Raw genomic sequence first — 21,418 nt, 5'->3', positions numbered from 1 at the left:
CCTGCTCGACCAGCAAGCGGATCAGATTGATCGTGGCGTTTGCCGTGGCAGCGCCTGCGCCCTCGGAAAACGCCACGATCAATCTGATCCGCTTGCTGGTCGAGCAGGGCATTCTGAAACAGGACAAGGCTGACGCGCTGATCGCTCAGGCGCAGAACGAAGCGGCGCAGGCCAAGCAGGCTGCTGCGTCCAGCGCCGTTGTGGCCGCCGGCCCCGTTGCAGCGCCGGGCGATGTACGGGTGCAATACGTACCGGCCGCGGTGCGCGACCAGATCCGCGATCAGGTCAAAGCCGAAGTCATGGCCACCGCCAAACAGGAAAACTGGGCGGCGCCCAACAGCTTCCCGGAATGGGCTGCGCGCATCAGTTTCGACGGCGACATTCGCCTGCGTGACGAATCGCGCTACTACTCGGACAGCAACAGCAACGAAATCGTCGACTTCGCCAAGCTCAACAACAACGGCCCCTACGACGTAAACCCCAACAGCAGCACCAATCTGCCGCCGCTGCTCAACACCCGCGAAGACCGCACCAACCAGTTCCGCATTCGTGCACGTCTGGGCATGAAAGCAGAGATTTCACCGCAATGGACTGCCGGCATCCGCATCGGCACCGGCTCGGATAACAACCCGGTGTCGACCACGCAAAGCCTCGGCGGCGGTTTCGCCAAGAAAGACATCTGGCTCGATCAGGGTTACCTGAACTGGAAGCCTACGGATGAATTGACCCTGACCGGCGGGCGTTTCGCCAACCCGTTCATGTCCACCGACATGCTCTATTCCAACGACTTGAATTTCGACGGCGTGGCCGCGATTTTCGATCACAAGCTCAGCCGCGACTGGGGCGTGTTCGGCACCGTCGGCGCGTTCCCGGTGGATTACACCAACGACACCGCCAGCAGCAACGGCTTCGACAAGGAAGAAAGCGACAACAAGTGGCTGTACGGCGCGCAGATCGGCGCCAAATGGGCGATCAACAGCAACAACCGCTTGAAAGGTGCGCTGGCTTACTACCGTTTCGACGACATTCAGGGCCAGCGCTCCAGCCCTTGCGAACCGTGGGCCGGCGCCCCGGGATGCGACAGCGATGGCAGCCGCGCGGCGTTCATGCAGAAGGGCAACAGCGTATTCCTGCTGCGCGACATCACGCCGAACCCGCTCAACCCGACCACCACGCCGCAGCCGCAATTCGTTGGCCTCGCGTCCGAATTCAACCTGCTCGATCTCAACCTGGTCTGGGATGCCGACCTGCCAGAAGATTTCAAACTGCGTAGCCAGGGCAACTACATCCACAACCTCGCTTACGACGAAGGCGACATGCGCAAGCGCTCGGCCGGACAGATCGTCAACAACCTAGACAGCAATGGCGACATCGAAAGCGGCGCCAATGCTTGGATGGTGCAGTTCACCCTCGGCAGTGCGCTGGACCTGAAGAAGCAGGGCGACTGGAACATGTTCGCCGGCTACAAGTACATCCAGCCTGACGCCTTGCCGGACGGTTTCAACGACTCGTCGTTCCACCTCGGCGGCACCAACGCCAAGGGTTATTTCATCGGCGGTAACTACGGTCTGGCGAAGAACGTTTACGCGACGGGCCGCTGGATGAGCACCGAAGCGGTGTACGGCGCGCCGTTCGACATCGACGTCTTGCAGCTTGAGATCAACACGCGCTTCTAAAGCGCCGGGAGAGGGTTATGAACACGCGATTGTTGTTGCTGGGGCTGGGAATGTTGATCGCGACAGGGGCAAGTGCCGAAGGCATGGAAGAACGCCTGCGCACGCAATTGCGCAGCACCACGCAGCAGTTGCAGGCCCTGCAAAGTCAGCAGGCCCAGGCCAGCGCCGCGCAACTGGCGGCGCAGAACGAGGCGAAGGCTGCGCAGGCGCAAATCAGGCAATTGAGCGCTGAACTGGCCAAGGCCAAAGGCGTTGCCGAGCAACTGGCAGGGCAGCAGCAGAGCCTGCACAGCCAGGCGCAGGCGCAAGTGGCGGCCAGCAATGAGCAGACCGGCAAGTTCAAAAAGGCCTATGACGAGTTGCTGGTCATGGCCCGTGCCAAAGAGGCAGAACGGTCTAAGCTTCAAGCGCAATTGGCTGAACGTGACACACAAGTGCAGCAATGTTCAGTCAAGAATCAGCAGATGTACGGCGTCGCCAAACAGATCCTCAGCGCCTACGAAAACATCGATGTGGCCGAGGTGATGAAGATTCGCCAGCCCTTCGCGGGCAGTGCCCGGGTCAAGTTCGATGAATTGGCCCAGGGGTTCGGTGACGACCTTTACAAGACTCAATTCGACGCGCCGCAAGCCGCGCTCGCACACTGATTTAAAAGACTGATAAACAAGGAAGAAACAATGACTCAATTGATCAGCCACGTATCGCCAAAATCCCTGACCGAAGTTCTGCAAGCAGCCGGTTATCGCGTCAACGAAACCGAACAGAACGGCATCGTTCAGTTGCTCAGCGCCAGCCAAGGCATTGGTTACGCTGTGCGTTTCGGCAACCCGGCAGTGGAGCAGGGCAGCTTTGTCGATTTCACTTTCAGTTGCGCGCTGCGGGTGCAAGGTGAGTTGCCGCAGGGTGTGGCCGAACAGTGGAACGCGACCCGTCGTTTTGCGCGGTTGTCGTTGCAGGGCGAGTTTCTGGTGATGGAAATGGACGTGGTGGTCGCGGCAGGCGTGAGCAACGATCACCTGCGCGGCAATCTGGAACTGTGGGATCGTCTGTTGCAGGAATTCATCGTCTATCTGCGTGATTTCACCCAGAACGGCGCCGCCGCGCAGACCGCCAAAGTGGCCGTGGCCGAGCAAGAGGAAGTCGCGCTGTGAAAAAGCCTGCCATGGTGATCAGCGCCGCTGCGGTGGCGCTGTTGGTGGTGGCCGTGGCGTTGGCCGTGCGACCGGGCAGTGACCCGGTCGCCGCTCAGCAATCGGCGCCGGTGGCGGCGGTTGCCGGGGGGCCGGCGGTGGCAAGGTTGGGCAATCAGCAGGTGTCGCCGGCCGAATTGCAGGCACTGCTGGCGACTGTCCCGGCCGAAACCCGCGAGCAACTGCGCGGCAATCGTGAGGCGCTGGAGCGCTGGATTCGTACGCGCCTGGCCGAGAAAGCGGTGCTGGAGCAGGCCGATGCCCAGGGTTGGGCGCAGCGGCCCGACGTCGCACGGCAGACGCGTGCGGCGACTGAACAGATTGTCTTCCGCGATTATTTGCGTTCGGTCAGCCAAGTGCCGGCCGATTATCCCAGTGCGGCCGAGTTGCAGCAGGCGTATGACGCCGGCAAAGCCAATTGGCAGACGCCGGCGCTGTATCGGGTCAGTCAGATTTTTCTGGCCGTGAATGAGCCGCAGAACCTTGAGGCAGTGCGCAAACAGGCGGGGGAATTGAGCAAGAAAGCTCAGGCCGCACCGGGGGAATTTGCCGCGCTGGCGACGCAATATTCGCAGGATCGCGTCACCGCTGAACGTGGCGGTGACACCGGGCTGCAACCGTTGCAGCAACTGGTGCCGGAAGTGCGCGGCGCGGTGGCACGGCTCAAGGTCGGCGCAGTGTCTGACCCTGTGCAAAGCGCGGCCGGGTTTCATGTGATCAAACTCACCGAACAGCAACCGGCCCGTACGGCGACGCTGGATGAATTGCGCGATCAACTGACCCAGGCCCTGCGTGCCCAGCGGCAGGAACAGATCGCCCAGGCGTATCTGGACGGCATGCTCAACACCGCGACCCTGAGTATCGACGGCGCTGAACTCAACAAGGTCCTTGAGGAAAAACTCTGATTTCACTTTCACCACAACCCCTGTGGGAGCTGGCTTGCCAGCGATAGCGGAATGTCAGTCTAGCGATGTTGAATGTGCCGACCTCATCGCTGGCAAGCCAGCTCCCACAGGTCCCTCACAGGGTTCAGATGTTTATCAAGTGCTGGAAGCCATCAAACAACAAAGATCGACAGGGAGTCATCGATGTCATTCACCGAACCCGCAGGACGACAGGGCAGCGCCGAATTTCGCTGGGCGCAGGACGCCAGCGAATCCTGGCTGGCGCAAGCCGCGACGATCGACGCCGAAGTCGCGCAATACTTTCTGGTAAGCGCCCGCTGCGGTTGCTTCATGCAAGCCGCGCGCAGTCTCAATGTGCGTTCGACCTTGTTGCGCAAGCAACTGGCGCAGCTTGAGCAAACCCTGCAACACACCTTGTTCAGCTTTCAGGGCAGCGCCCTGAGCCTGACCCGCGAAGGCCAGCAACTGCAGGCCAAACTGGTCGCCCTGGCCAACGAACGCAAACTGCCGGTGGTCGAGCAGCCATTGATACGTCTGGCCGTCGCCGAATCGATCCTGCATGACATCCTCGGCCGTGACTTGATCGCCCTGCTACGGCGCAACGCCAGCGTGCGTCTGGAAATCATCGCTCTCGACAGCGAGTTGTCCCTGCGTGCGGTCAGCGCCGACATCGTGCTGTGGCTCGCCCACGGCGACACCGCGCATCCCGGCCCGACCTTTGCCACCAGCGAACCGCAGCGTCTTGCGAGCCTGGCCTATCTGCCGCACATCGCCAAACGCTACTCCCGCGTTACCGCGCGCCCGGACAGCGCTGACGACCTCGCCGATTTCATGCTGGTGCAATGGCAGCACGATCGTCAGATCGACAGCTTCCGCCCATGGAACAACCTCGTCGAGCAACGCCTGGCCGGGGTGGTGCAGATGCAGTCTTACGAGCTGATGCTGGAAATGATCCGGTGCAGCGCTTGCATCGGCCTGCTGCCCATTTACATGAGCCGCTACGACCGTGGGTTGGTGGCATTGCCGGGGTTGTTCGAGGAGTCGATGCAGTTGCAGGCGTGGCTGGCGGTGAATGCCGAGTCGCAACATATCGCCGAAGTGCAGACGCTGGTGGAACTGATCCACCACACCTTCAACGAACGCCAGGAATGGTTCCAGAGCTGACCTTATTCCCTCTACGCCGACATTCCCTTGTAGGAGTGAGCCTGCTCGCGATAGCGGTGTGTCAGATTAATCAATTTCGACTGATACACCGCTATCGCGAGCAGGCTCGCTCCTACAAATATCTACCTATGGCAGACAACGTGTTGATCGGTTTAGAGTGGGCGGCCACACATCGATCACGGACCGATCCGCCATGCCCGAACACAAACCCGCCATTCATATCGAGCGCTTCAACGAATCCCACGTCGAGGGCATCACCGCGCTGTACAACGATCCGGCGGTGGCCCGGCAGGTGTTGCAGATGCCGTTTCAAGCCACCGAAATCTGGCGCAAGCGACTGATGCCGGACAACGAGCGCGTGGTGCAACTGGTGGCGCTGCACCAGGGCGTGGTGATCGGCAATCTGGGGCTGGAAAACTATTCGCGGATTCGCCGCAGCCACGCGGGCAGCGTCGGCATGGCCGTTGCGGTGGCGTGGCAAGGCAAGGGTGTGGGCTCGGCCTTGCTGGCAGCGGCGCTGGACGTCGCCGACAACTGGATGAATCTGCACCGCGTCGAGCTGTCGGTGTACGCCGATAACGAGGCGGCCATCGGTCTCTATCGCAAGTTCGGTTTCGAGACCGAAGGTCTGTTTCGCGACTACGCGGTGCGCGACGGGCATTGGGTCGACACCCTGAGCATGGCCCGTCTGCGCAACCGTCCCAAAGCCTGAGTCAGTCGCCCAGCGCGAACGCCACCGCCGACTGCGCATGCAGTTCGGTGGTGTCGAGCAAGGGCAGGGCGCTGTGATCGGGTTTGATCAGCAGGCCGATTTCCGTGCAGCCGAGAATGATCGCCTGGGCGCCACGCGCCGTCAGTGACTCGATCACCTTTTGGTAGATCTTGCGGGATGCCTCGCTGATCACCCCGACACACAGTTCGTCGTAGATGATCCGGTGCACCTGCTGGCGTTCAGCATCATCGGGCACCAATACCGTCAAACCCTGGGTAATCAGGCGCTGCTTGAGAAAGTCTTGTTCCATGGTAAATGCCGTACCGAGCAAGCCGACCGTTCGCGCGTCAATGGCAATCGCGGCGTGCGCGGCCGGTTCAGCAATGTGCAGGAACGGAATGCTGATCGCAGCCTGAATCTGCTCGGCGACCTTGTGCATGGTGTTGGTACACAGCACGACGCATTCGGCGCCGCCGGCCTCAAGCCTGCGCGCGGCATCCACCAGAATCGCCTCCGCGTCTTCCCAGCGCCCGGCATGCTGGGCCTGTTCGACAGGGCCGAAGTCGACGCTGTACATCAGCAGTTGTGCCGAGCGCAATGGGCCTAGACGATCACGGACCTGTTGATTGATGAGTCGATAGTATTCGGCGCTGGACTCCCAGCTCATGCCGCCGATCATGCCGATGGTGCGCATTGGACTTCCCTTGGTGATGAAGGTTGGGCTTGGGCAGAGTGTCCATTTGTTCGCAAGCGCATGCCAGTGCCAGGCAAACTGTACCGTTGATCCTTCTGCAAAGTGTCCCGGTGCCGGGTTCTGAGGTTTAACGTACGCCGGCGCTTCGATCTGTCACTATCGGAGAACGCAGGCTCACCGAGGAACGTACCGATGAACGACGTACAAAAGCTGGGCGAAATGCTTCGTCACTATGCCGAGAGTGAAGCGCACAAGAAGCAATTGTTCGAAACGCAGTCACAGACCTGGGCAACCCGCATCAGCGAACTGTTCAGCCATATCCAGCAATGGCTGGAGCCGGTGCAGGCACCGAATCTGCTGGAAGTGAGCCGCGAGGCGTATGTCGCTTTCGGCCCGAGCACCCCGGTAGAGACTTCGACCTTCAAGACTGAAAAGCTGAGCATCGTGATCGCCGGCAAACCGGTGGAGTTCGTGCCCGACGTGATGGGCAGCGCGGGCCAGATTTCGCTGGCGGTGATGGGCCTGACGGCGGCGCGCTACGGCAGTATTTCGCTGGTGGGGTTGCCGAGCGGCGAGTGGCAGTGGCGCAAGACCAATGGGCTGAAGGATCCGGATACCTTTGTGTTTGATGCGGATTTTCTGGCGCAGCAACTGCAGAGCCTGATTCCTCGCGACCGTAATTAAGATCAAGAGCTTACCCCCTCACCCCAACCCTCTCCCCCAAGGGGGAGAGGGGGAAAGGGAGCTGATCTTCGTGGTTTTCAAAGCCTGAGTCTGGCTCGAAATTCAAGGGAGCAGACCTTCGTGATTTCCAGAACCTGAACCCGACTCGGTTTCTCGGGTCGGTGTACCTCGAAAGTACACCACGGTCAGTGCCCTCTCCCTCCGGGAGAGGGCTAGGGTGAGGTAAAGACCGGGTACATCCTTTACGTTTGAGACCGGGGACATGGTTTACAGGTATCAATCATGGTCAGGAGGTGCTGACCATGCCCTGGAATCAAGAGTCCCCAATGGATCAACGAGTGAAGTTAGTCAGCGACTGGCTTGGCGGCAGTTACACCAAGAGCCAATTAAGCCGGCGCTATGGCGTCAGCCGTCCAACTATCGACAAATTGCTCGAGCGGTATGCAGCGCTGGGCGTGGATGGCTTGAAAGAGCAATCGCGCAAGCCTTTGAATTGCCCTCATCAAACTCCCGACGAAATCATAGCCACGCTGCTGACCAAGAAAAACGAGCATCCCGATCGGGGGCCTAAGCAGATCATTGATCGTCTACGCGTCTCCGATCCGGATATCCACTGGCCGGCCGCGAGTACTGCCGGGGTATGGTTGAAGAAGGCTGGTCTGGTCACCTCGCGGCGCCCCTATCCAGTGCGCCCACGCGCTCCGACGCATTTGCGTCCGGTCGACCAACCCAATCAGACCTGGTGTGCCGATTACAAAGGGCAATTCAAAATGCAGGATGGCAATTGGTGCTATCCGCTGACCATTACCGACCAGATGAGTCGCTATCTGCTGCTTTGCCGGGCATTGCCCAGCACGCATGGGGAGCCGACGCGGCAGGGCTTCGAGTGGGCCTTCCGGGAGTTTGGGTTGCCGGATGTGATTCGCACGGACAATGGCGCTCCCTTCGCATCAACGGGTTTGGCGCGTTTGTCGAAGTTGTCGGTGTGGTTCATCAGGCACGGAATCCACGTCGAGACAATTACCCCTGGCCGTCCCGACCAAAATGGCCGGCACGAACGGATGCACCGAACGCTGAAAGCAGCGGTATTACGAACACCTGCGGAAAATCTTGTGCGCCAGCAATTGGTCTTTGAGGATTTCATCCAGGACTTCAATCAGGTTCGACCGCACACCGCGCTGGACATGAAACCACCTGCTTCAGTGTATAGCCCGTCTTTACGACCATACCCCGGTTACCTGCCAGCGGTTGAATATGGCACTGACGTTGAAGTGCGTAAGGTTCGTTCGAACGGAGAGTTCAAATGGAAAGGACAGCTGATTTTTCTGGGAGAGGCGCTGATCGGCGAAGACATCGCGCTGAAGGAGGTGGCTGATGACGTGTGGGAGTTGTACCTTTGCTCCTTCTGTTTAGGCAGGCTTGAACGCGGCGCTAAACGCGTAGCAAGCCTGGAAAAGGTGTAAACGATGTCCCCGGTCTAATGTGTAAAGGATGTACCGGTCTCTACAGTGAGGGCCACTCAACTGACACCCCTCACATATCCAGGTTGACCCACCCCGGTTTCGCCACCTCCGGCGCCACAGCCTTCACGGTTTTACCCGTGGCCAGCTCAACCCGCCGCGCCACCTCCGGATCATCGGCAAACGGCACCATGCTCGCATCCTCCAGACTCTGCGCCGTCTCCCGCCGCAGGCAGTACTCCACCGCCAGCCACAGAAAAACCACCCCCAACACATTGAAGAAAATATCCATATTCACCGGCTCCCTGTCTCAGGCGATCTGCGCTTCACGGTGGGCGATGGCCACATCGGCGACGCGTACCGTACGCCAGACGTTGTAAGCCATCAGCAACATGCCGCTGAGGAAGAACACCCCGCCGGCAAAGCGCACGATGAACCCCGGATGACTGGCCTGCAGTGCCTCGACAAACGAGTAAGTCAGCGTGCCGTCCTCGTTGATCGCCCGCCACATCAGGCCTTGGGTGATGCCGTTGACCCACATCGAGGCGATGTAGAGCACCGTGCCGATGGTCGCCAGCCAGAAGTGCAGGTTGATCAGCGGCGTGCTGTACATCTGCTCGCGGCCAAAGACCTTGGGCACCATGTGATAGGTCGCGCCGAAGGTGATCATCGCCACCCAGCCGAGCGCGCCGGCGTGGACGTGGCCGATGGTCCAGTCGGTGTAGTGGGAGAGAGCGTTGACGGTCTTGATCGCCATCATCGGCCCCTCGAACGTCGACATGCCGTAGAACGCCAGCGACAGCACGAGGAAGCGCAGGATCGGGTCGGTGCGCAATTTATGCCAGGCGCCGGACAAGGTCATCATGCCGTTGATCATGCCGCCCCAGCTCGGTGCCAGCAGGATCAGCGACATCGCCATGCCCAGCGATTGCGCCCAGTCCGGCAGCGCGGTGTAGTGCAAATGGTGCGGGCCGGCCCAGATGTACAGGGTGATCAGCGCCCAGAAATGCACGATCGACAACCGGTACGAATACACCGGCCGGTTCACCTGTTTCGGCACGAAGTAATACATCATCCCGAGGAACCCGGTGGTCAGGAAGAAGCCCACGGCGTTGTGCCCGTACCACCACTGCACCATGGCGTCGGTGGCACCGGAATACACCGGATACGACTTGAACCAGTCCACCGGAATCGATAGGTGGTTAACCACGTGCAACATGGCGATCACCAGAATGAATGCGCCGAAAAACCAGTTGCCGACGTAGATGTGCTTGGTCTTGCGCTGCACCACGGTGGTGAAAAACACAATGGCGTAAGCGACCCAGACCACAGCCATCCACACGGCGCCGGAGAATTCGATCTCGGCGTATTCCTTGGTGGTGGTGTAGCCCATCGGCAGGGTGATCAGCATGATCACGATCACCGATTGCCAGCCCCAGAAGGTGAACGCGGCGAGCTTGTCCGAGTACAGCCGCACCTGGCAGGTGCGCTGCACCGCGTAGTAACTGGCGGCGAATTGCGCGCTGCCGGCAAAGCCGAAAATCACCAGACTGGTGTGCAAGGGCCGCAAGCGACCGAAGGTGGTCCACGGCAAGTCCAGATTCATCTCCGGCCATACCAGTTGCGAGGCGATCCATACCCCCATCGCCATGCCCACGACACCCCAGAAAACCGTCGCGATAACGAATTGGCGGACGACCTTGTAGTTATAAGCCTGTCCGATTGTTGCTGTGCTCATGGTCAGTTCATCCACGGTTGCAAAGTCTTGCCAGGCCACCCGGTCTGGCATGGGTTGCACTGTAGAAACCCCACCGGAAACAAAACAGGCTCAGGAATCTTTCATTTATGCGGATCAGATTGAGGTGCTGCCTGCGGCGTTCTGCCGCGTCCTGATACGGTTTTTATCGTTTCAGGTGAATCTGTTGCGTGCTGCGCCGTAGTGCCATAGTCCTCGCAAAATCTGTAGGAGTGAGCCTGCTCGCGATTGCGGTGTGTCAGACAACAGAGATGTCGACTGACACACCGCAATCGCGAGCAGGCTCACTCCTACAGGAATTGTGTGCGTCCTGATGAGGTGGCAGTTGCATGTACCAATACGATGATTACGACCGCGCACTGGTGTTCGAGCGCGTTGCGCAGTTTCGCGATCAGGTCGAGCGCTTCATGGCCGGGGAATTGAGCGAAGAAGAGTTTCTGCCGCTGCGTCTGCAAAACGGCCTGTACATGCAAAAGCATGCGTACATGCTGCGCGTAGCGATTCCCTACGGCACGCTAAGCGCCGAACAGATGCGCACCCTTGCGAGCATCGCCGCTGATTACGACCGTGGCTACGGCCACTTCACCACGCGGCAGAACATGCAGTTCAACTGGATCGAACTCGCGGAGGTGCCGGACATTCTCGAACGTCTGGCCCAGGTCAACATGCATGCGATCCAGACCTCCGGCAACTGCGTACGCAACATCACCACTGAAGCCTTTGCCGGCGTTGCAGCGGACGAGTTGATCGACCCGCGACCGCTGGCGGAGATCCTGCGGCAGTGGTCGACGATCAACCCGGAATTCCTCTTCCTGCCACGCAAATTCAAGATCGCCATCTGCTCGGCGAAGCAGGATCGCGCGGCGATCATGATGCACGACATTGGCCTGTACCTTTACCCCGGCCGCGACGGCCAGATGCTCCTGCGAGTGATCGTCGGTGGCGGATTGGGGCGCACGCCGATCCTCGGTTTGCAGATTCGCGAAGGGCTGCCGTGGCAGCATCTGTTGTCGTATGTCGAAGCGGTGCTGCGGGTCTACAACCGCCACGGCCGGCGCGACAACAAGTACAAGGCGCGGATCAAGATTCTGGTCAAGGCGTTGGGTATCGAGGCGTTTTCCAAAGAAGTCGAAGAAGAATGGCAGCACCTCAAGGACGGCCCGGCGCAACTCACCGATGGCGAATATCAGCGGGTTGCCAGCGCCTTCGTGCCGCCGACCTATCGGACGCTGCCGGATACCGATCTGGACTTCGGCACGCGCCTCGCCGAGAGCCCGGCGTTCGCCCGATGGGTGGCGCGCAACGTGCAGCCGCACAAGGTGCCGGGTTACACCAGCGTGGTCTTGTCGACCAAGCCGGGCGGGGTATCGCCGCCGGGCGACGTGACCGGATTGCAGATGCTGGCAGTCGCCGACTGGTCGGAGCGTTTCGGCTTCGGCGAGATCCGCATTGCCCATGAACAGAACATCGTCCTGCCGGATGTGCCGAAAGCCGATCTGTATGCCTTGTGGCAACTGGCGTGCGAGCGAAATCTGGGCAGCGCCAACGTTGGCTTGCTGACCGACATCATTGCCTGCCCCGGCGGCGACTTCTGCGCGCTGGCCAATGCTAAGTCGATCCCGATTGCCCAAGCGATTCAGGCGCGTTTCGACAACCTCGACTATCTGCACGATCTGGGCGACATCAGCCTGAACATCTCCGGCTGCATGAACGCCTGCGGCCATCACCACATCGGCAATATCGGCATCCTTGGCGTCGACAAGAACGGCAGCGAGTGGTACCAGATCACCCTCGGTGGCGCGCAGGGCAAGCACAGCGCACTGGGCAAAGTCATCGGTCCGTCGTTCAGCGCCGCTGAAGTGCCGCAGGTCATCGAGCGGATCATCGGTACCTTTGTGCGCTACCGCGAGAGTGAGGAGTTGTTTGTCGATACCTTGGCGCGGATTGGCCTGGAACCGTTCAAGGAGCGGGTGTATCCGAAAGCACTGGAGGTCTCGGCATGAATAATCTGCTGCGGCTGGAGCAGGGCGTAGCGCGGATGGTGACGGATGATCCGTGGACATTGATTCGTGAACCATCAACACCGCGACCCGCAGGATTATTGATTCTGCCGCTGGCGCACTGGCTGGAAGCGCCGTCGACCCACGCTGTGTGGTTGGGGCCGGACGACGACGTCGAAAGCCTGGTTCCATGGTTGGCCTCGCTGCCCCTGATTGCCCTCGACTTCCCGAGTTTTCGCGACGGCCGCGCTTACAGTCAGGCGTATTTGCTGCGCAGTCGTTTCGGCTGGGCAGGGGAGTTGCGCGCGATTGGCGATGTGCTGCGCGATCAACTCAGCCACATGCGCCAGTGTGGCTTCGACAGTTTTGCCGTGCGCGAGGACAAGTCGGCTGAGGATGCGCTGAAGGGATTGGCGGGAATGAGCGTGCTGTATGGCCGCTCAGTCATCGAACCACGTCCGCTATTCCGCCGACGCTGAGTACGGGATTTACTCCCTGTGGTGTGTAACGTTGTGGTGAGGGGATTTAGCGAAACGTCGCACCGCCCCGATGGGCTGCGCAGCGGCCCCTAAACCTGCCAACTGGCTCTCGCAGCTCAACCGCGTCCGCCGGGTTTGCGACTGCTGCGCAGCCGATCGGGGATAAATCCCCTCGTCACAGGGTGTTACGCATGCAGGGGAAACCCTTACAACCTTCGCCGATCAGGCATTTTCCCTTGGGTCGATGATGGCCTTTTGTTAGAGTCGCCGTCGCCAGCGGGTTTTCGGCTGGACGATGGAACCGAAGAAGGGAGTCTGATCAGTGAGTCCGGGCAAGAAAATTCTCGGCCTCACAGCGTTTCTTTTGCTGCTGACGCTGTGGGCCAGTTACTTTTATGTATTCAAGGAAAACCGCGACGGCCAACTCGGCGGCGCGGGCGAAAGCACAGCGTGGTGCGGCACTCCGCCGACCAACGAAGCGGCGTTGCTGGGCAAGGATCAGTTGACCTTGCGCGTCACCAACAACCTGCGCGGCGAGTTCATGCTCAGCGGTTCGCTGGTGGTTTCCGAACGCACGTTCAACCGTTATGACCTGAGCCGCAACGAACTGCGCCTGCGTCTGGAACCGTTGCAGTGGACCTACGGCGCCACGCCGATCTTCCTTGAGCAGGTCAAGGTGCAGCCACTGAGCCGCAACCTCTCGGCCACCAACAAAAGTGCCTACGCGGAACTGGAGCCACGCCCGATCGGCGTTCAGGGCCAGGTCACCGAGTTCCCGTTCGATACCTACCGTTATGGCTATAAACCGGTGCTTTATTACCTCAAGGGCAGCGAGCGCATCGACTTGCGCTTCAAGAACATCACCACGCTGATGGAGATGTCCAATACCTTCACGCCGATCCAGAAGTACAACCGCGTCGACTACATCAACGAGAAAACCTCGATGATCCGCGACGAAGACTACAAGGCCTACGGCCCGCACGAATGTGCGTTCAGCGTCGAGCGCAAAGGTTCGTTCAAGGTGGTCGTGCTGATGCTTCTGCTGGTGCTGTGCCTGCCGTTGATGCTGGTGTTCTATCGTGATGCGCCAGGGATCGACTTCCTGGCCACGCTGGTCGGCGTTGCCGTGGTGCGAGGGTTGTTGATCGGGCCGGTGCAGGACTTCCAGCTGTACAACATCGACTTCCTGTTTGGCGCGGCGATTCTGATGGTCGGGACGGTGTCGCTGATCAAGGCGATGCGCATCCACAGCCGACGGGAAATCGCCCTGCGCAGCGGCGAATCTTCCTGGTAATCGCGTAGAGATCAAGAGCCCCTCACCCTAACCCTCCCGAAACGTCGGACCGCCCGGAGGGAGAGGGGACTGACCGAGTTGTCTGGCGTCCTGCGCCGACGTGAAGAACCGAGTTGATTTTCGATTCAAAGCACTTCGTTCAGGTGTGGTGTATCTCTCGAATATCCCCCAATCGGTCCCTCTACCTCTGGGCGGTCCGACGTTTCGGGAGGGCTAGGGTGAGGGCCAACAATCCTCCGCCGATCACTTAAGGGCCGGATCCCCCATATTCATCTTTTTCCAGCGCTGCAACAGCACCTGCGCTTTCGGTTCCTGACCGCTGTCGAGATACCACTGAATCAACGACAGCCGCGCATTGCGGTTGGCCGGCTGGACCTTGAGCAGGCCTTCCAGTACCGCGTACGCCTTATCGACTTTGCCACTCTCGTGCAGGGCCACTGCCAGCACGTAACCGTACTGCGCGTTCTGCGGCTCGAGTTCAGCGGCTTTTTTCAGCGGGGTCATCGCCTCGGCGTTTTTCCCGGCGCGGATCAGCCACAGGCTTTCGTCTCAAATGACGCGTGTGAGGCGCCGCGCAGTCTTGCATGAATTTTGTGATTTCGAATCGCAATTGCCGAGGTTTTGGCTATACCTGTAGCACCCCTCAAGCAATACATTCAGGCCTTCTGACAGGAGTTACAGCATGAAGCTAGCAGTAATGATGGGCACGCTTTGCATCGCCACCCTCGGCGTGGTCGGCTGCTCGAGCAAAACCGTTGCTCCCGATGAATACTCCGGGTTTCTCAAGGACTACAGCCAGCTCAAGGAGGCCAAGTCGCCGTCCGGCGCCGAAGTGATGCGCTGGATCGATCCGAAAGTCGATATCAACAAATTCACCAGCGTCTATATCGAACCGACCCAGCTCTATCCAAAACCGCAACCGACCACGAAGATTCCGCAGCAGACCCTCAACGGCATCACCAGCTATTACGATCAGGCACTCAAACGCGAAATCGGCAAGTCGCTGCCACTGGCCGCCGGTCCTGGTCCAGGGGTGATCGTGGTGCGTGCGGCAATCACTGCGGTGAGCAGCAAGACCGAAGGCCTCAAGCCTTACGAAGTCATTCCGATTGCGCTGGTGGCAGCAGCGGTCAGTACCGCTAGCGGCATCCGCGATCAGGAAACCACCCTGGCCACCGAAGCGGTATTCCTCGACGGCGGCAACAACAAAGTCGTCGCCCAGGTGGTGCGCAAAGGTACCGGTAAACCACTGGAAAACGATTCGCAAGTGATGAAAGCCAATGACGTCAAAGGCGTGATCGATGGCTGGGCTTCGGACTTGCATCAGTCCTACCTCAAACTCAAGGCGAAGTAAGATCCGGCAGCGGGATCGTTCAGGGTGAGCGATCCCGCGTGCGGCCTCAGAACTCGGCTCTGGCCCTGCGGTTGTAGTAGCTGAGCAGCCCATCGTAACTGCGGCCGACCGTGTAGAAGTCGTCGCTCAGGCGCTGCGGTGGGGCGTGTTCCTGCCAGTCCTTGTGCAGGGTGTTCAACGCCTGTAGATAGACGGTCGACGGCTTGCCGATGTACAACCACAGATCCCGTGCCGCGTCAGTCTTGGTCTGGAAACCGCCACTCGTTTGCGCGACAAGAAAGGGTTCCCGACGATCCCAGGCTTGTTGCAGTTTTGCCGTGGTGTCGGCCAGCAGTTGCGGAGTCAGCGTGCGGTTTTTCATGGCTGCATCGAGCAAATCGATGGTCTCTCGCGCCTGGATCATATAGGCCAGCAAATACCAGTGGATGTCCTTGCCCACGCGTTCTTCCAGGCGCTTCAACTGTTCGGGTCGCTGCGCGGCATCGAGGGGCAGCAGGCTTTCTCTCAGTGCGATTGAAGCGCTGTTGTAACTGTCTGCCACGGGCGGAATAAAAACATTTTCGACAATGAGGGCCGCGGCATTCTGTGTCCCGGTGACAAAGCTCGCTTCCCGGTCAAACCGGCCGCTTGGTATCGTCATCGCCACCTGGTCCAGCGCGCGAGCGTAGGCATTTGCCGTTTGTGCCAGTTCCGGCTGATAGGCCAACAGCTCGAGCTTTTCAGCGAGACGCCTGGAGCACAGGTCACGCTGGATGTCGCGCACATTGTGCGCATCGCTGTCTTCAAAATCGCTGAGGCTGCGCAACCATTGCTCGGTGATCTGCCGAGGTGGCTGTGGGGTCTTGTAGAGGTCATAAGCCACGCGCCATTGCACGTCGACCCGATTAACGCAGGCAATCAGCGGGCTCAAGGCATTGGCTTGGGCGGTGACCGGCGCATCGCGTTGATCGAGCCAGAGGTCGAGTTGGGAGAAGGGGCGACTGGCGCCGGTCAAACCCATGACGACGATACCGATCACCAGACCGATCGGGAACAGCAGTTTGGTATTCATGGGCGCGCCTCCTTGCCGTACCACTGTTCAACGGTGACCGGTGCGCGGCATTCGGCGGTGGTCGCCGGCATGCGACTGCATAAACGTTCGGTCCAGGGTTGCAGCCCCTGGTTGCGCTTGACCGTGCCTTGGCTGCCGATCACATTGATCACGCCGAGCACAACGATCAACAGCATGGTCGCGAGGGTCGTCAGACAGACTTTCAGCAGCGGGTTGGTCTGTTCCCAGGAAACGTGTGGCTTGACCTGCCGCCGACGTATCAGCCCGAAAGTCGCCAACGTCGTGGCGTACACTACGCCGGCGATCGGGCCGAAAAACCAGCTCAACCCGGCCACCATCAGTGCACAGGGAATCAGATCGCGCAGGACCCCGAACGGCGGTGACTCAGCGGCGAAACCCAGGCAAAGCCGCGCACTGAGCCGGTCATCCAGCACCCACCAGCGATGGGCAAAATCATGTACCAGCCAATTGAGGCCGGCGCCGATCACCGCAAACACCACCGTTGTGATCATGACGATATTGATCAGCCCGCTGAGACGCAGACCCTGCGGGATGAAGTGGGTAAATGCGCCGATCAGGCAGGCCAGCACGACGCCCACGTAGGTTGGCCAGTCGTTGAAACGGGTTTCCCAATCGCGCCAGAAGAACGCGGTGCCGCCGGGCATGTCCGCCCAGATCTCGGGCGTGTTGGCGTACAGCGCTGAACTCAACTGACGGCACTGGGCCCAGTCCTCCTCGTGCAGGCGCCGGGCCAATGCGCGACGCTGACTGAACGGGCCGCTGCCGAGCAACAGGCGTGCGGCGCGGTGTTGCGGCGTGGCGAGCGGTTCCTGGGCGAGCTGGCGCTGTCGCGCCAGAAAAATCGGCGCCTCATGGCGCGCGACCAGTCGTTTCCATTCGCTTTCGGGGCAGCGGTTCGACGGGCCTGCGTGCCAGCCCTGGCCGGCGCAAACCTGCTCGAAAATGTGCGCAGACCAGTAACGGCTGTCCAGCAGCAACTGACTCAAAAAGCGGTTGAACCATTGTTGGTGCACTTCGCCTTCAAGCCAGAGGACGTTGACGCGATCCTGGTAAGCCTGCAAAAAAGCTTCACTGTCTTGCTGCTCAAGTGCATCGCACAGGGGTTGGGTGACGCGCTCACGCTGTTGAGCCAGCAGCAGTTCAACGGATTCTTCGTCCAGCTCAAGGCGTTGCCAGGCACTGAACCAGTGATACTGCTGCACCGCCCAATCCACCAGCGGCCCGGACGATTGCGGTTGTTCGATGCAATGCTGCAACAGGGTTTCTTCGAGGATGTGCGCACACCCTTGCTCGACGGCGAGTGCGTGACGCTGGCGCAGTTCTTCGAGGCTGATACCGTCCAGCGAGCGCGTGACCAGTTGCAGGGCATCGGCTTCGACCACGGTCAGGCCGGTCAAGTCCCATTGGCTGGCGTCAGGCTCGGGGGCCTCCCGCTCTTCGTGGAACTGTGCCCATTCCTTGTCATTGAGGGCTTGTTCATACGCATCGCGCAGGCGCTGAAACCCCTCCGGATCTTCGTCCGGACGGGTTTTTTTGAGCAGGGCGGCGTATTGGCGTTTGATACTGCGCGTATCGGCGTCGGCCGAAAGGCCAAGGACGGTCCAGCAACTCATTGCGTGTACAACTCCATGAAAACCTGCGACGCGGTCCAGTGGTGGCAATTTGATTTTGCGCACCCTACCTGTTTCGCGTCGAAAAGTCCTCAGTCGCCGTTCAGTTACCGATAAACCAGCGGAAATACGGATTGCCGCCGTAACCGCGCATCACTTCGCGGATATCACGACCCCAGGCATCACGATCGCCGTCATAGGCATGCAGACTCGCCCGATAGAACTGCATCAGACGCTGCCGATGCGCTGCCATCCGCTCATTGAAACCGGCGTCGGCGTTCAACAGTGGCGGCGCCTGATACAGATCGAGCAGCGCTGGCAGTACACGGGTGATTTCCTTGGCTCGCACCCACGGCGCGTACTCGATGCGCGGTTGATCGTCGGTGACCGCCGCAACGTTGGCGGCGAAACGTTCCAGACCTTCACGGTCAGTGACCCAGGTCGAAAGCAGGGCGGCGGCCGAGCCGATGCCGACATCCTGCAAAGTGCCGCGCACGCTGTCCTGCTGGAAGCGCGCGTTAATTTTCGCCACGTCCAGTTCAATCGGCTGCATCGAACCGACCAGCAACATTTCGTGGAATTCGCTGGTCCAGAGGTTCGCGTAGGGGAAGACGTCGAGGAAACTGCGCACCAGCGAGCGCGAGTCATCGATGTTCTGCGTCGGCAGCGGCAGCCATTGCGCGACCAGGCCTTGGGATTGCAAGCGACTGGCGGCCAACTGGTAGAAATCCCGCGAATACAGGTTGACCACACCGGCCGCCGACGGCGGTGGCGGTTCGAGGGTGATCAGATCGTAAGTCTGTTCGCTGCGCAGCAGTTCTTGGCGCCCGTCGCGCAGACGCACTTCGACGCCGGGATCACTGGCCGCATTGAAATTGCCGTTGAACAGCGGCGCAGCATTGACCACCGCCGGCAGCAACTCGGCGACCACGCGATGCTCCAGCCCCGGATAACGCAGCATGGCGCCGGCGGTAATACCGGTGCCGAAGCCGATCACCAGTGTCGAACGCGGTTCGCCGTTATGAATCAACAGCGGCAGCAGCGCTTGAATGCGCATGTAGCGCAGCGACGGCATGGCATCGCCGGTGTTGGAAACCCCCTGGATGTATAAACGGTGGAAGGTGTTCTCGCCTTTGCCTTGGGCGACCACTGCCACGGTTCCGCCGCGACCTTCTTGATAAAACGCCAGCGTACCGTTGCGTGCGCCGGGTAATAGATTGGCGATCTTGTTGACTGGTGTCAGCACAGCGAACAGCACCGAGACCAGACCCAGCGCCACCACCGCCTGCCGCCGGCCTTTCTTCACACCGTGGCCCTTGCGCACCGCGAAGTAACCGACCGCCGCCGCGATGATCGCCAACAGGCCCAGGGTGCGCACCAGCCCCAGCAGCGGGATCAGCACAAAGCCGCAGAGCATCACGCCGATAATTCCGCCCAGCGTGTTGAACGCCACCACGGCGCCGACGCCACGGCCGATCCGCTCGTGGCCGACACTCAGGCGCAAGGCCAGCGGAAATGCTGCGCCGTGCGCTGCCGAAGGCTGCGATCTGTTCATTTTGTTTTTTAGATCAACGTCAAAGATCGCAGCCTGCGGCAGCTCGTAAACGGGGACTGTGGATATTTACACCCTGTCAGGTTTGACAGTTGTCGGGGGGGAGGGGATGGGTGTTTGATGGTTGGGTGCCGCGCGAAATTATCGGCTTGCGCGAAGATGAGCGAAAGGATGGCAATCATGGCAACAGGAACGGTGAAGTGGTTTAACGATGCCAAGGGGTTTGGGTTTATTACTCCGGATGAGGGAGGCGATGATATATTTGCGCATTTTTCTAGCATTCAAACCGCTGGTTTCAAAACACTTGAAGCAGGCCAGAGGGTTTCATTCGAAATATCCCGAGGGCCCAAACAATTGCTAGCTATAAATATTCAGCCTGCTTAACGCTTTCAGCTTTTTGTAAAAGCTACCGCAGGCTGCAAATTTTTGAGGATCAAAACCAATCCCCTGTGGGAGCGGGCTTGCCCGCTCCCACAGGCTGATCGCATTCTATGCGTGGGTTGGGTCAGGATTTATTCGCTTGGTCGCGGATCCGCTCTTCCTGCTCACGCAGTTCCGGCGTGAATTCGGCGCCGAAATCCTCGGCGGAGAAGATCTGGCGGATCTCGATATCCGAGTCGCTGCTCGGCATCGGGTTGGGGCATCGCCTGACCCAGTCGATGGCTTCTTCCTTGGATTTCACGTCCCAGATCCAATAGCCGGCCACCAGCTCTTTGGTTTCGGCGAAAGGGCCGTCGATCACCGTGCGTTTGTCACCCGAAAACCGCACGCGCGCACCTTTGCTGCTGGGGTGCAGGCCATCGGCTGCGACGAGAATCCCGGCCTTGGACAATTCTTCGTTGAAGTTACCCATGGCGGTGAGCAACTCCTCACTGGGCATGATGCCGGCTTCGGAATCGGCGCTGGCTTTGACGAGGATCATGAATCGCATGGTGAGTACTCCGTGGCGTGTGGGGATTCACTGCTTAGTCGAACGGGCCGGCGGTGAATCGACAGGGTCTCTAGATAAAAGACCAGTAACACCGAAGAATCTAATGTGAGAGCGAGCCTGCTCGCGAAGACGTCGTCACGTTCAGCATTTATGCTGACTGATCCAACGCTTTCGCGAGCAGGCTCGCTCCCACATGGGAATTGTGCGGATCGTGTATACAATTTTTCGCGCAGGCCCCCAACAATTTCCAGACAGGGCATAGGTCGTCGGACAATTTCGTGGTTAACTTCGGCCTCTTGCATGCTTTCCAATCAAAACATCAGAAGGACTCAAGTCATGGCTCAAGTCACCCTTAAAGGCAATCCGGTTCAAGTCAACGGCCAGTTGCCACAAGCCGGTTCCAAGGCGCCAGCCTTTTCTCTGGTTGCCGGCAATCTGTCCGACGTCACCCTGAAAGACTTTGCCGGCAAGCGCAAAGTGCTGAACATCTTCCCAAGCGTCGACACCCCGACCTGCGCTACTTCCGTACGCAAGTTCAACGCTCAGGCCAACGAAGTGGCCAACACCGTGGTGCTGTGCATCTCGGCTGACCTGCCGTTCGCTCAGGCCCGTTTCTGCGGTGCCGAAGGTCTGGAAAACGTGCAGAACCTGTCGACCCTGCGCGGTGCCGAGTTCATCGAGAACTACGGTGTGGCCATCGCTGACGGCCCGCTGAAAGGCCTGACCGCTCGCGCCGTCGTGGTTCTGGACGAAAACGACAACGTCCTGCACAGCGAACTGGTCAAGGAAATCGCTGAAGAGCCTAATTACGAAGCGGCTCTGGCCGTTCTGAAATAAGTGTTCTGAAACAAGCGGTTTACAATTGTTAACGGCCTGGCCCTGTCC

Annotated in this window: 20 protein-coding genes and 2 pseudogenes; 14 read left to right on the top strand and 8 right to left on the bottom strand. The window is 59.8% G+C overall.

Annotation, left to right across the window (positions count from 1 at the left end):
- Positions 1 to 20 precede the first annotated feature (20 nt).
- The 6 genes from ACIONG_RS03035 (at position 21) to ACIONG_RS03010 (ending at position 5,647) form a co-directional block, all read left to right on the top strand.
- Positions 21 to 1,676: a putative porin gene (locus ACIONG_RS03035; protein ID WP_401296799.1), complete on the top strand. Its 1,656-nt coding sequence runs from the start codon at positions 21 to 23 to the stop codon at positions 1,674 to 1,676.
- A 17-nt stretch (positions 1,677 to 1,693) separates the two neighbouring features.
- Entirely contained in the window at positions 1,694 to 2,323 is a 630-nt protein-coding gene (locus ACIONG_RS03030; RefSeq protein ID WP_401296600.1) for a DNA repair protein, read from the top strand.
- Positions 2,324 to 2,353: 30 nt separating this feature from the next.
- Positions 2,354 to 2,827, top strand: coding sequence for a YbjN domain-containing protein (locus tag ACIONG_RS03025; protein WP_315449158.1), 474 nt, complete (start codon positions 2,354 to 2,356; stop codon positions 2,825 to 2,827).
- The gene (locus ACIONG_RS03020; RefSeq protein WP_103302168.1) at positions 2,824 to 3,771 is read left to right on the top strand and encodes a peptidylprolyl isomerase; all 948 of its coding nucleotides are present in this window, start codon (positions 2,824 to 2,826) and stop codon (positions 3,769 to 3,771) included. The genes ACIONG_RS03025 and ACIONG_RS03020 overlap by 4 nt, the downstream gene beginning before the upstream one ends.
- A gap of 183 nt (positions 3,772 to 3,954) precedes the next feature.
- Positions 3,955 to 4,935 (top strand): LysR family transcriptional regulator, encoded by a 981-nt coding sequence (locus ACIONG_RS03015; protein WP_103302167.1) that lies wholly within the window; start codon positions 3,955 to 3,957, stop codon positions 4,933 to 4,935.
- 193 nt (positions 4,936 to 5,128) lie between these two features.
- Positions 5,129 to 5,647 carry a GNAT family N-acetyltransferase gene (locus tag ACIONG_RS03010; RefSeq protein WP_401296597.1) on the top strand — a complete coding sequence of 173 codons (519 nt, stop codon included), beginning with the start codon at positions 5,129 to 5,131 and terminating at the stop codon, positions 5,645 to 5,647.
- A gap of 1 nt (position 5,648) precedes the next feature.
- On the opposite strand, the gene ACIONG_RS03005 is transcribed toward ACIONG_RS03010, so the two are convergent.
- Entirely contained in the window at positions 5,649 to 6,341 is a 693-nt protein-coding gene (locus ACIONG_RS03005) for an aspartate/glutamate racemase family protein (protein WP_401296595.1), read from the bottom strand.
- A 192-nt stretch (positions 6,342 to 6,533) separates the two neighbouring features.
- On the opposite strand from ACIONG_RS03005, the gene ACIONG_RS03000 reads away from it, so the two are divergent.
- On the top strand, positions 6,534 to 7,025 hold the full coding sequence (locus ACIONG_RS03000) for a hypothetical protein (protein WP_401296593.1): 492 nt from the start codon (positions 6,534 to 6,536) through the stop codon (positions 7,023 to 7,025).
- A gap of 302 nt (positions 7,026 to 7,327) precedes the next feature.
- Positions 7,328 to 8,488, top strand: a complete 1,161-nt coding sequence (locus tag ACIONG_RS02995; RefSeq protein ID WP_401296591.1) for an integrase core domain-containing protein — start codon at positions 7,328 to 7,330, stop codon at positions 8,486 to 8,488.
- Between the two features lie 70 nt (positions 8,489 to 8,558).
- Here ACIONG_RS02995 and ACIONG_RS02990 read toward each other — a convergent pair whose 3' ends face one another.
- Both ACIONG_RS02990 and ccoN read right to left on the bottom strand, forming a co-directional pair.
- On the bottom strand, positions 8,559 to 8,777 hold the full coding sequence (locus tag ACIONG_RS02990) for a cbb3-type cytochrome c oxidase subunit 3 (RefSeq protein ID WP_212808982.1): 219 nt from the start codon (positions 8,775 to 8,777) through the stop codon (positions 8,559 to 8,561).
- Between the two features lie 18 nt (positions 8,778 to 8,795).
- Positions 8,796 to 10,223 (bottom strand): cytochrome-c oxidase, cbb3-type subunit I, encoded by a 1,428-nt coding sequence (ccoN, locus tag ACIONG_RS02985; protein WP_212808981.1) that lies wholly within the window; start codon positions 10,221 to 10,223, stop codon positions 8,796 to 8,798.
- Between the two features lie 347 nt (positions 10,224 to 10,570).
- On the opposite strand from ccoN, the gene ACIONG_RS02980 reads away from it, so the two are divergent.
- The 3 genes from ACIONG_RS02980 (at position 10,571) to ACIONG_RS02970 (ending at position 14,014) form a co-directional block, all read left to right on the top strand.
- A complete protein-coding gene (locus ACIONG_RS02980; RefSeq protein WP_401296588.1) occupies positions 10,571 to 12,244 on the top strand; it encodes a nitrite/sulfite reductase in 1,674 nt (557 codons plus the stop codon).
- A complete protein-coding gene (locus tag ACIONG_RS02975; RefSeq protein WP_401296586.1) occupies positions 12,241 to 12,720 on the top strand; it encodes a DUF934 domain-containing protein in 480 nt (159 codons plus the stop codon). Before ACIONG_RS02980 ends, ACIONG_RS02975 begins: the two co-directional genes overlap by 4 nt.
- A 322-nt stretch (positions 12,721 to 13,042) precedes the next feature.
- Positions 13,043 to 14,014 (top strand): hypothetical protein, encoded by a 972-nt coding sequence (locus ACIONG_RS02970; RefSeq protein ID WP_103302160.1) that lies wholly within the window; start codon positions 13,043 to 13,045, stop codon positions 14,012 to 14,014.
- A gap of 243 nt (positions 14,015 to 14,257) precedes the next feature.
- Here ACIONG_RS02970 and ACIONG_RS02965 read toward each other — a convergent pair.
- Positions 14,258 to 14,560: pseudogene (locus ACIONG_RS02965) on the bottom strand (tetratricopeptide repeat protein); the annotation flags it as partial.
- Between the two features lie 136 nt (positions 14,561 to 14,696).
- Here ACIONG_RS02965 and ACIONG_RS02960 point away from each other — a divergent pair.
- Positions 14,697 to 15,368 (top strand): DUF3313 domain-containing protein, encoded by a 672-nt coding sequence (locus ACIONG_RS02960; protein ID WP_103302159.1) that lies wholly within the window; start codon positions 14,697 to 14,699, stop codon positions 15,366 to 15,368.
- Between the two features lie 46 nt (positions 15,369 to 15,414).
- Here the strand turns inward: ACIONG_RS02960 and ACIONG_RS02955 are convergent, their stop codons facing one another.
- The 3 genes and pseudogenes from ACIONG_RS02955 to ACIONG_RS02945 all read right to left on the bottom strand — a co-directional run.
- Positions 15,415 to 16,419, bottom strand: a complete 1,005-nt coding sequence (locus tag ACIONG_RS02955) for a DUF3829 domain-containing protein (protein ID WP_103302158.1) — start codon at positions 16,417 to 16,419, stop codon at positions 15,415 to 15,417.
- On the bottom strand, positions 16,416 to 18,053 hold the full coding sequence (locus ACIONG_RS02950) for a J domain-containing protein (RefSeq protein ID WP_401296583.1): 1,638 nt from the start codon (positions 18,051 to 18,053) through the stop codon (positions 16,416 to 16,418). Before ACIONG_RS02950 ends, ACIONG_RS02955 begins: the two co-directional genes overlap by 4 nt.
- 100 nt (positions 18,054 to 18,153) lie before the next feature.
- Positions 18,154 to 19,590: pseudogene (locus tag ACIONG_RS02945) on the bottom strand (spermidine synthase); the annotation flags it as partial.
- A 192-nt stretch (positions 19,591 to 19,782) separates the two neighbouring features.
- On the opposite strand from ACIONG_RS02945, the gene ACIONG_RS02940 reads away from it, so the two are divergent.
- On the top strand, positions 19,783 to 19,986 hold the full coding sequence (locus tag ACIONG_RS02940) for a cold-shock protein (protein WP_401296581.1): 204 nt from the start codon (positions 19,783 to 19,785) through the stop codon (positions 19,984 to 19,986).
- 121 nt (positions 19,987 to 20,107) lie between these two features.
- Here the strand turns inward: ACIONG_RS02940 and ACIONG_RS02935 are convergent, their stop codons facing one another.
- The gene (locus ACIONG_RS02935; RefSeq protein WP_401296579.1) at positions 20,108 to 20,533 is read right to left on the bottom strand and encodes a YciI family protein; all 426 of its coding nucleotides are present in this window, start codon (positions 20,531 to 20,533) and stop codon (positions 20,108 to 20,110) included.
- Positions 20,534 to 20,869: 336 nt separating this feature from the next.
- Here ACIONG_RS02935 and tpx point away from each other — a divergent pair, with 336 nt between their 5' ends.
- On the top strand, positions 20,870 to 21,370 hold the full coding sequence (gene tpx / locus ACIONG_RS02930; protein ID WP_103302155.1) for a thiol peroxidase: 501 nt from the start codon (positions 20,870 to 20,872) through the stop codon (positions 21,368 to 21,370).
- Positions 21,371 to 21,418: the final 48 nt, after the last annotated feature.

The sequence above is a fragment of the Pseudomonas sp. NPDC087817 genome (genome assembly GCF_044742875.1).
GTDB lineage: Bacteria > Pseudomonadota > Gammaproteobacteria > Pseudomonadales > Pseudomonadaceae > Aquipseudomonas.
This window is presented reverse-complemented; position numbering and strand designations above follow the sequence as displayed.

Excerpts from the sequence above, each read along its gene's own strand:
- ACIONG_RS03030 (WP_401296600.1), top strand. The coding sequence starts at position 1,694 with ATGAACACGCGATTGTTGTTGCTGGGGCTGGGAATGTTGATCGCGACA.
- ACIONG_RS03025 (WP_315449158.1), top strand. The coding sequence starts at position 2,354 with ATGACTCAATTGATCAGCCACGTATCGCCAAAATCCCTGACCGAAGTT.
- ACIONG_RS03015 (WP_103302167.1), top strand. The coding sequence starts at position 3,955 with ATGTCATTCACCGAACCCGCAGGACGACAGGGCAGCGCCGAATTTCGC.
- ACIONG_RS03010 (WP_401296597.1), top strand. The coding sequence starts at position 5,129 with ATGCCCGAACACAAACCCGCCATTCATATCGAGCGCTTCAACGAATCC.
- ACIONG_RS03005 (WP_401296595.1), bottom strand. The coding sequence starts at position 6,341 with ATGCGCACCATCGGCATGATCGGCGGCATGAGCTGGGAGTCCAGCGCC.
- ACIONG_RS03000 (WP_401296593.1), top strand. The coding sequence starts at position 6,534 with ATGAACGACGTACAAAAGCTGGGCGAAATGCTTCGTCACTATGCCGAG.
- ACIONG_RS02995 (WP_401296591.1), top strand. The coding sequence starts at position 7,328 with ATGCCCTGGAATCAAGAGTCCCCAATGGATCAACGAGTGAAGTTAGTC.
- ACIONG_RS02990 (WP_212808982.1), bottom strand. The coding sequence starts at position 8,777 with ATGGATATTTTCTTCAATGTGTTGGGGGTGGTTTTTCTGTGGCTGGCG.
- ccoN (WP_212808981.1), bottom strand. The coding sequence starts at position 10,223 with ATGAGCACAGCAACAATCGGACAGGCTTATAACTACAAGGTCGTCCGC.
- ACIONG_RS02980 (WP_401296588.1), top strand. The coding sequence starts at position 10,571 with ATGTACCAATACGATGATTACGACCGCGCACTGGTGTTCGAGCGCGTT.
- ACIONG_RS02975 (WP_401296586.1), top strand. The coding sequence starts at position 12,241 with ATGAATAATCTGCTGCGGCTGGAGCAGGGCGTAGCGCGGATGGTGACG.
- ACIONG_RS02960 (WP_103302159.1), top strand. The coding sequence starts at position 14,697 with ATGAAGCTAGCAGTAATGATGGGCACGCTTTGCATCGCCACCCTCGGC.
- ACIONG_RS02955 (WP_103302158.1), bottom strand. The coding sequence starts at position 16,419 with ATGAATACCAAACTGCTGTTCCCGATCGGTCTGGTGATCGGTATCGTC.
- ACIONG_RS02950 (WP_401296583.1), bottom strand. The coding sequence starts at position 18,053 with ATGAGTTGCTGGACCGTCCTTGGCCTTTCGGCCGACGCCGATACGCGC.
- ACIONG_RS02940 (WP_401296581.1), top strand. The coding sequence starts at position 19,783 with ATGGCAACAGGAACGGTGAAGTGGTTTAACGATGCCAAGGGGTTTGGG.
- ACIONG_RS02935 (WP_401296579.1), bottom strand. The coding sequence starts at position 20,533 with ATGCGATTCATGATCCTCGTCAAAGCCAGCGCCGATTCCGAAGCCGGC.
- tpx (WP_103302155.1), top strand. The coding sequence starts at position 20,870 with ATGGCTCAAGTCACCCTTAAAGGCAATCCGGTTCAAGTCAACGGCCAG.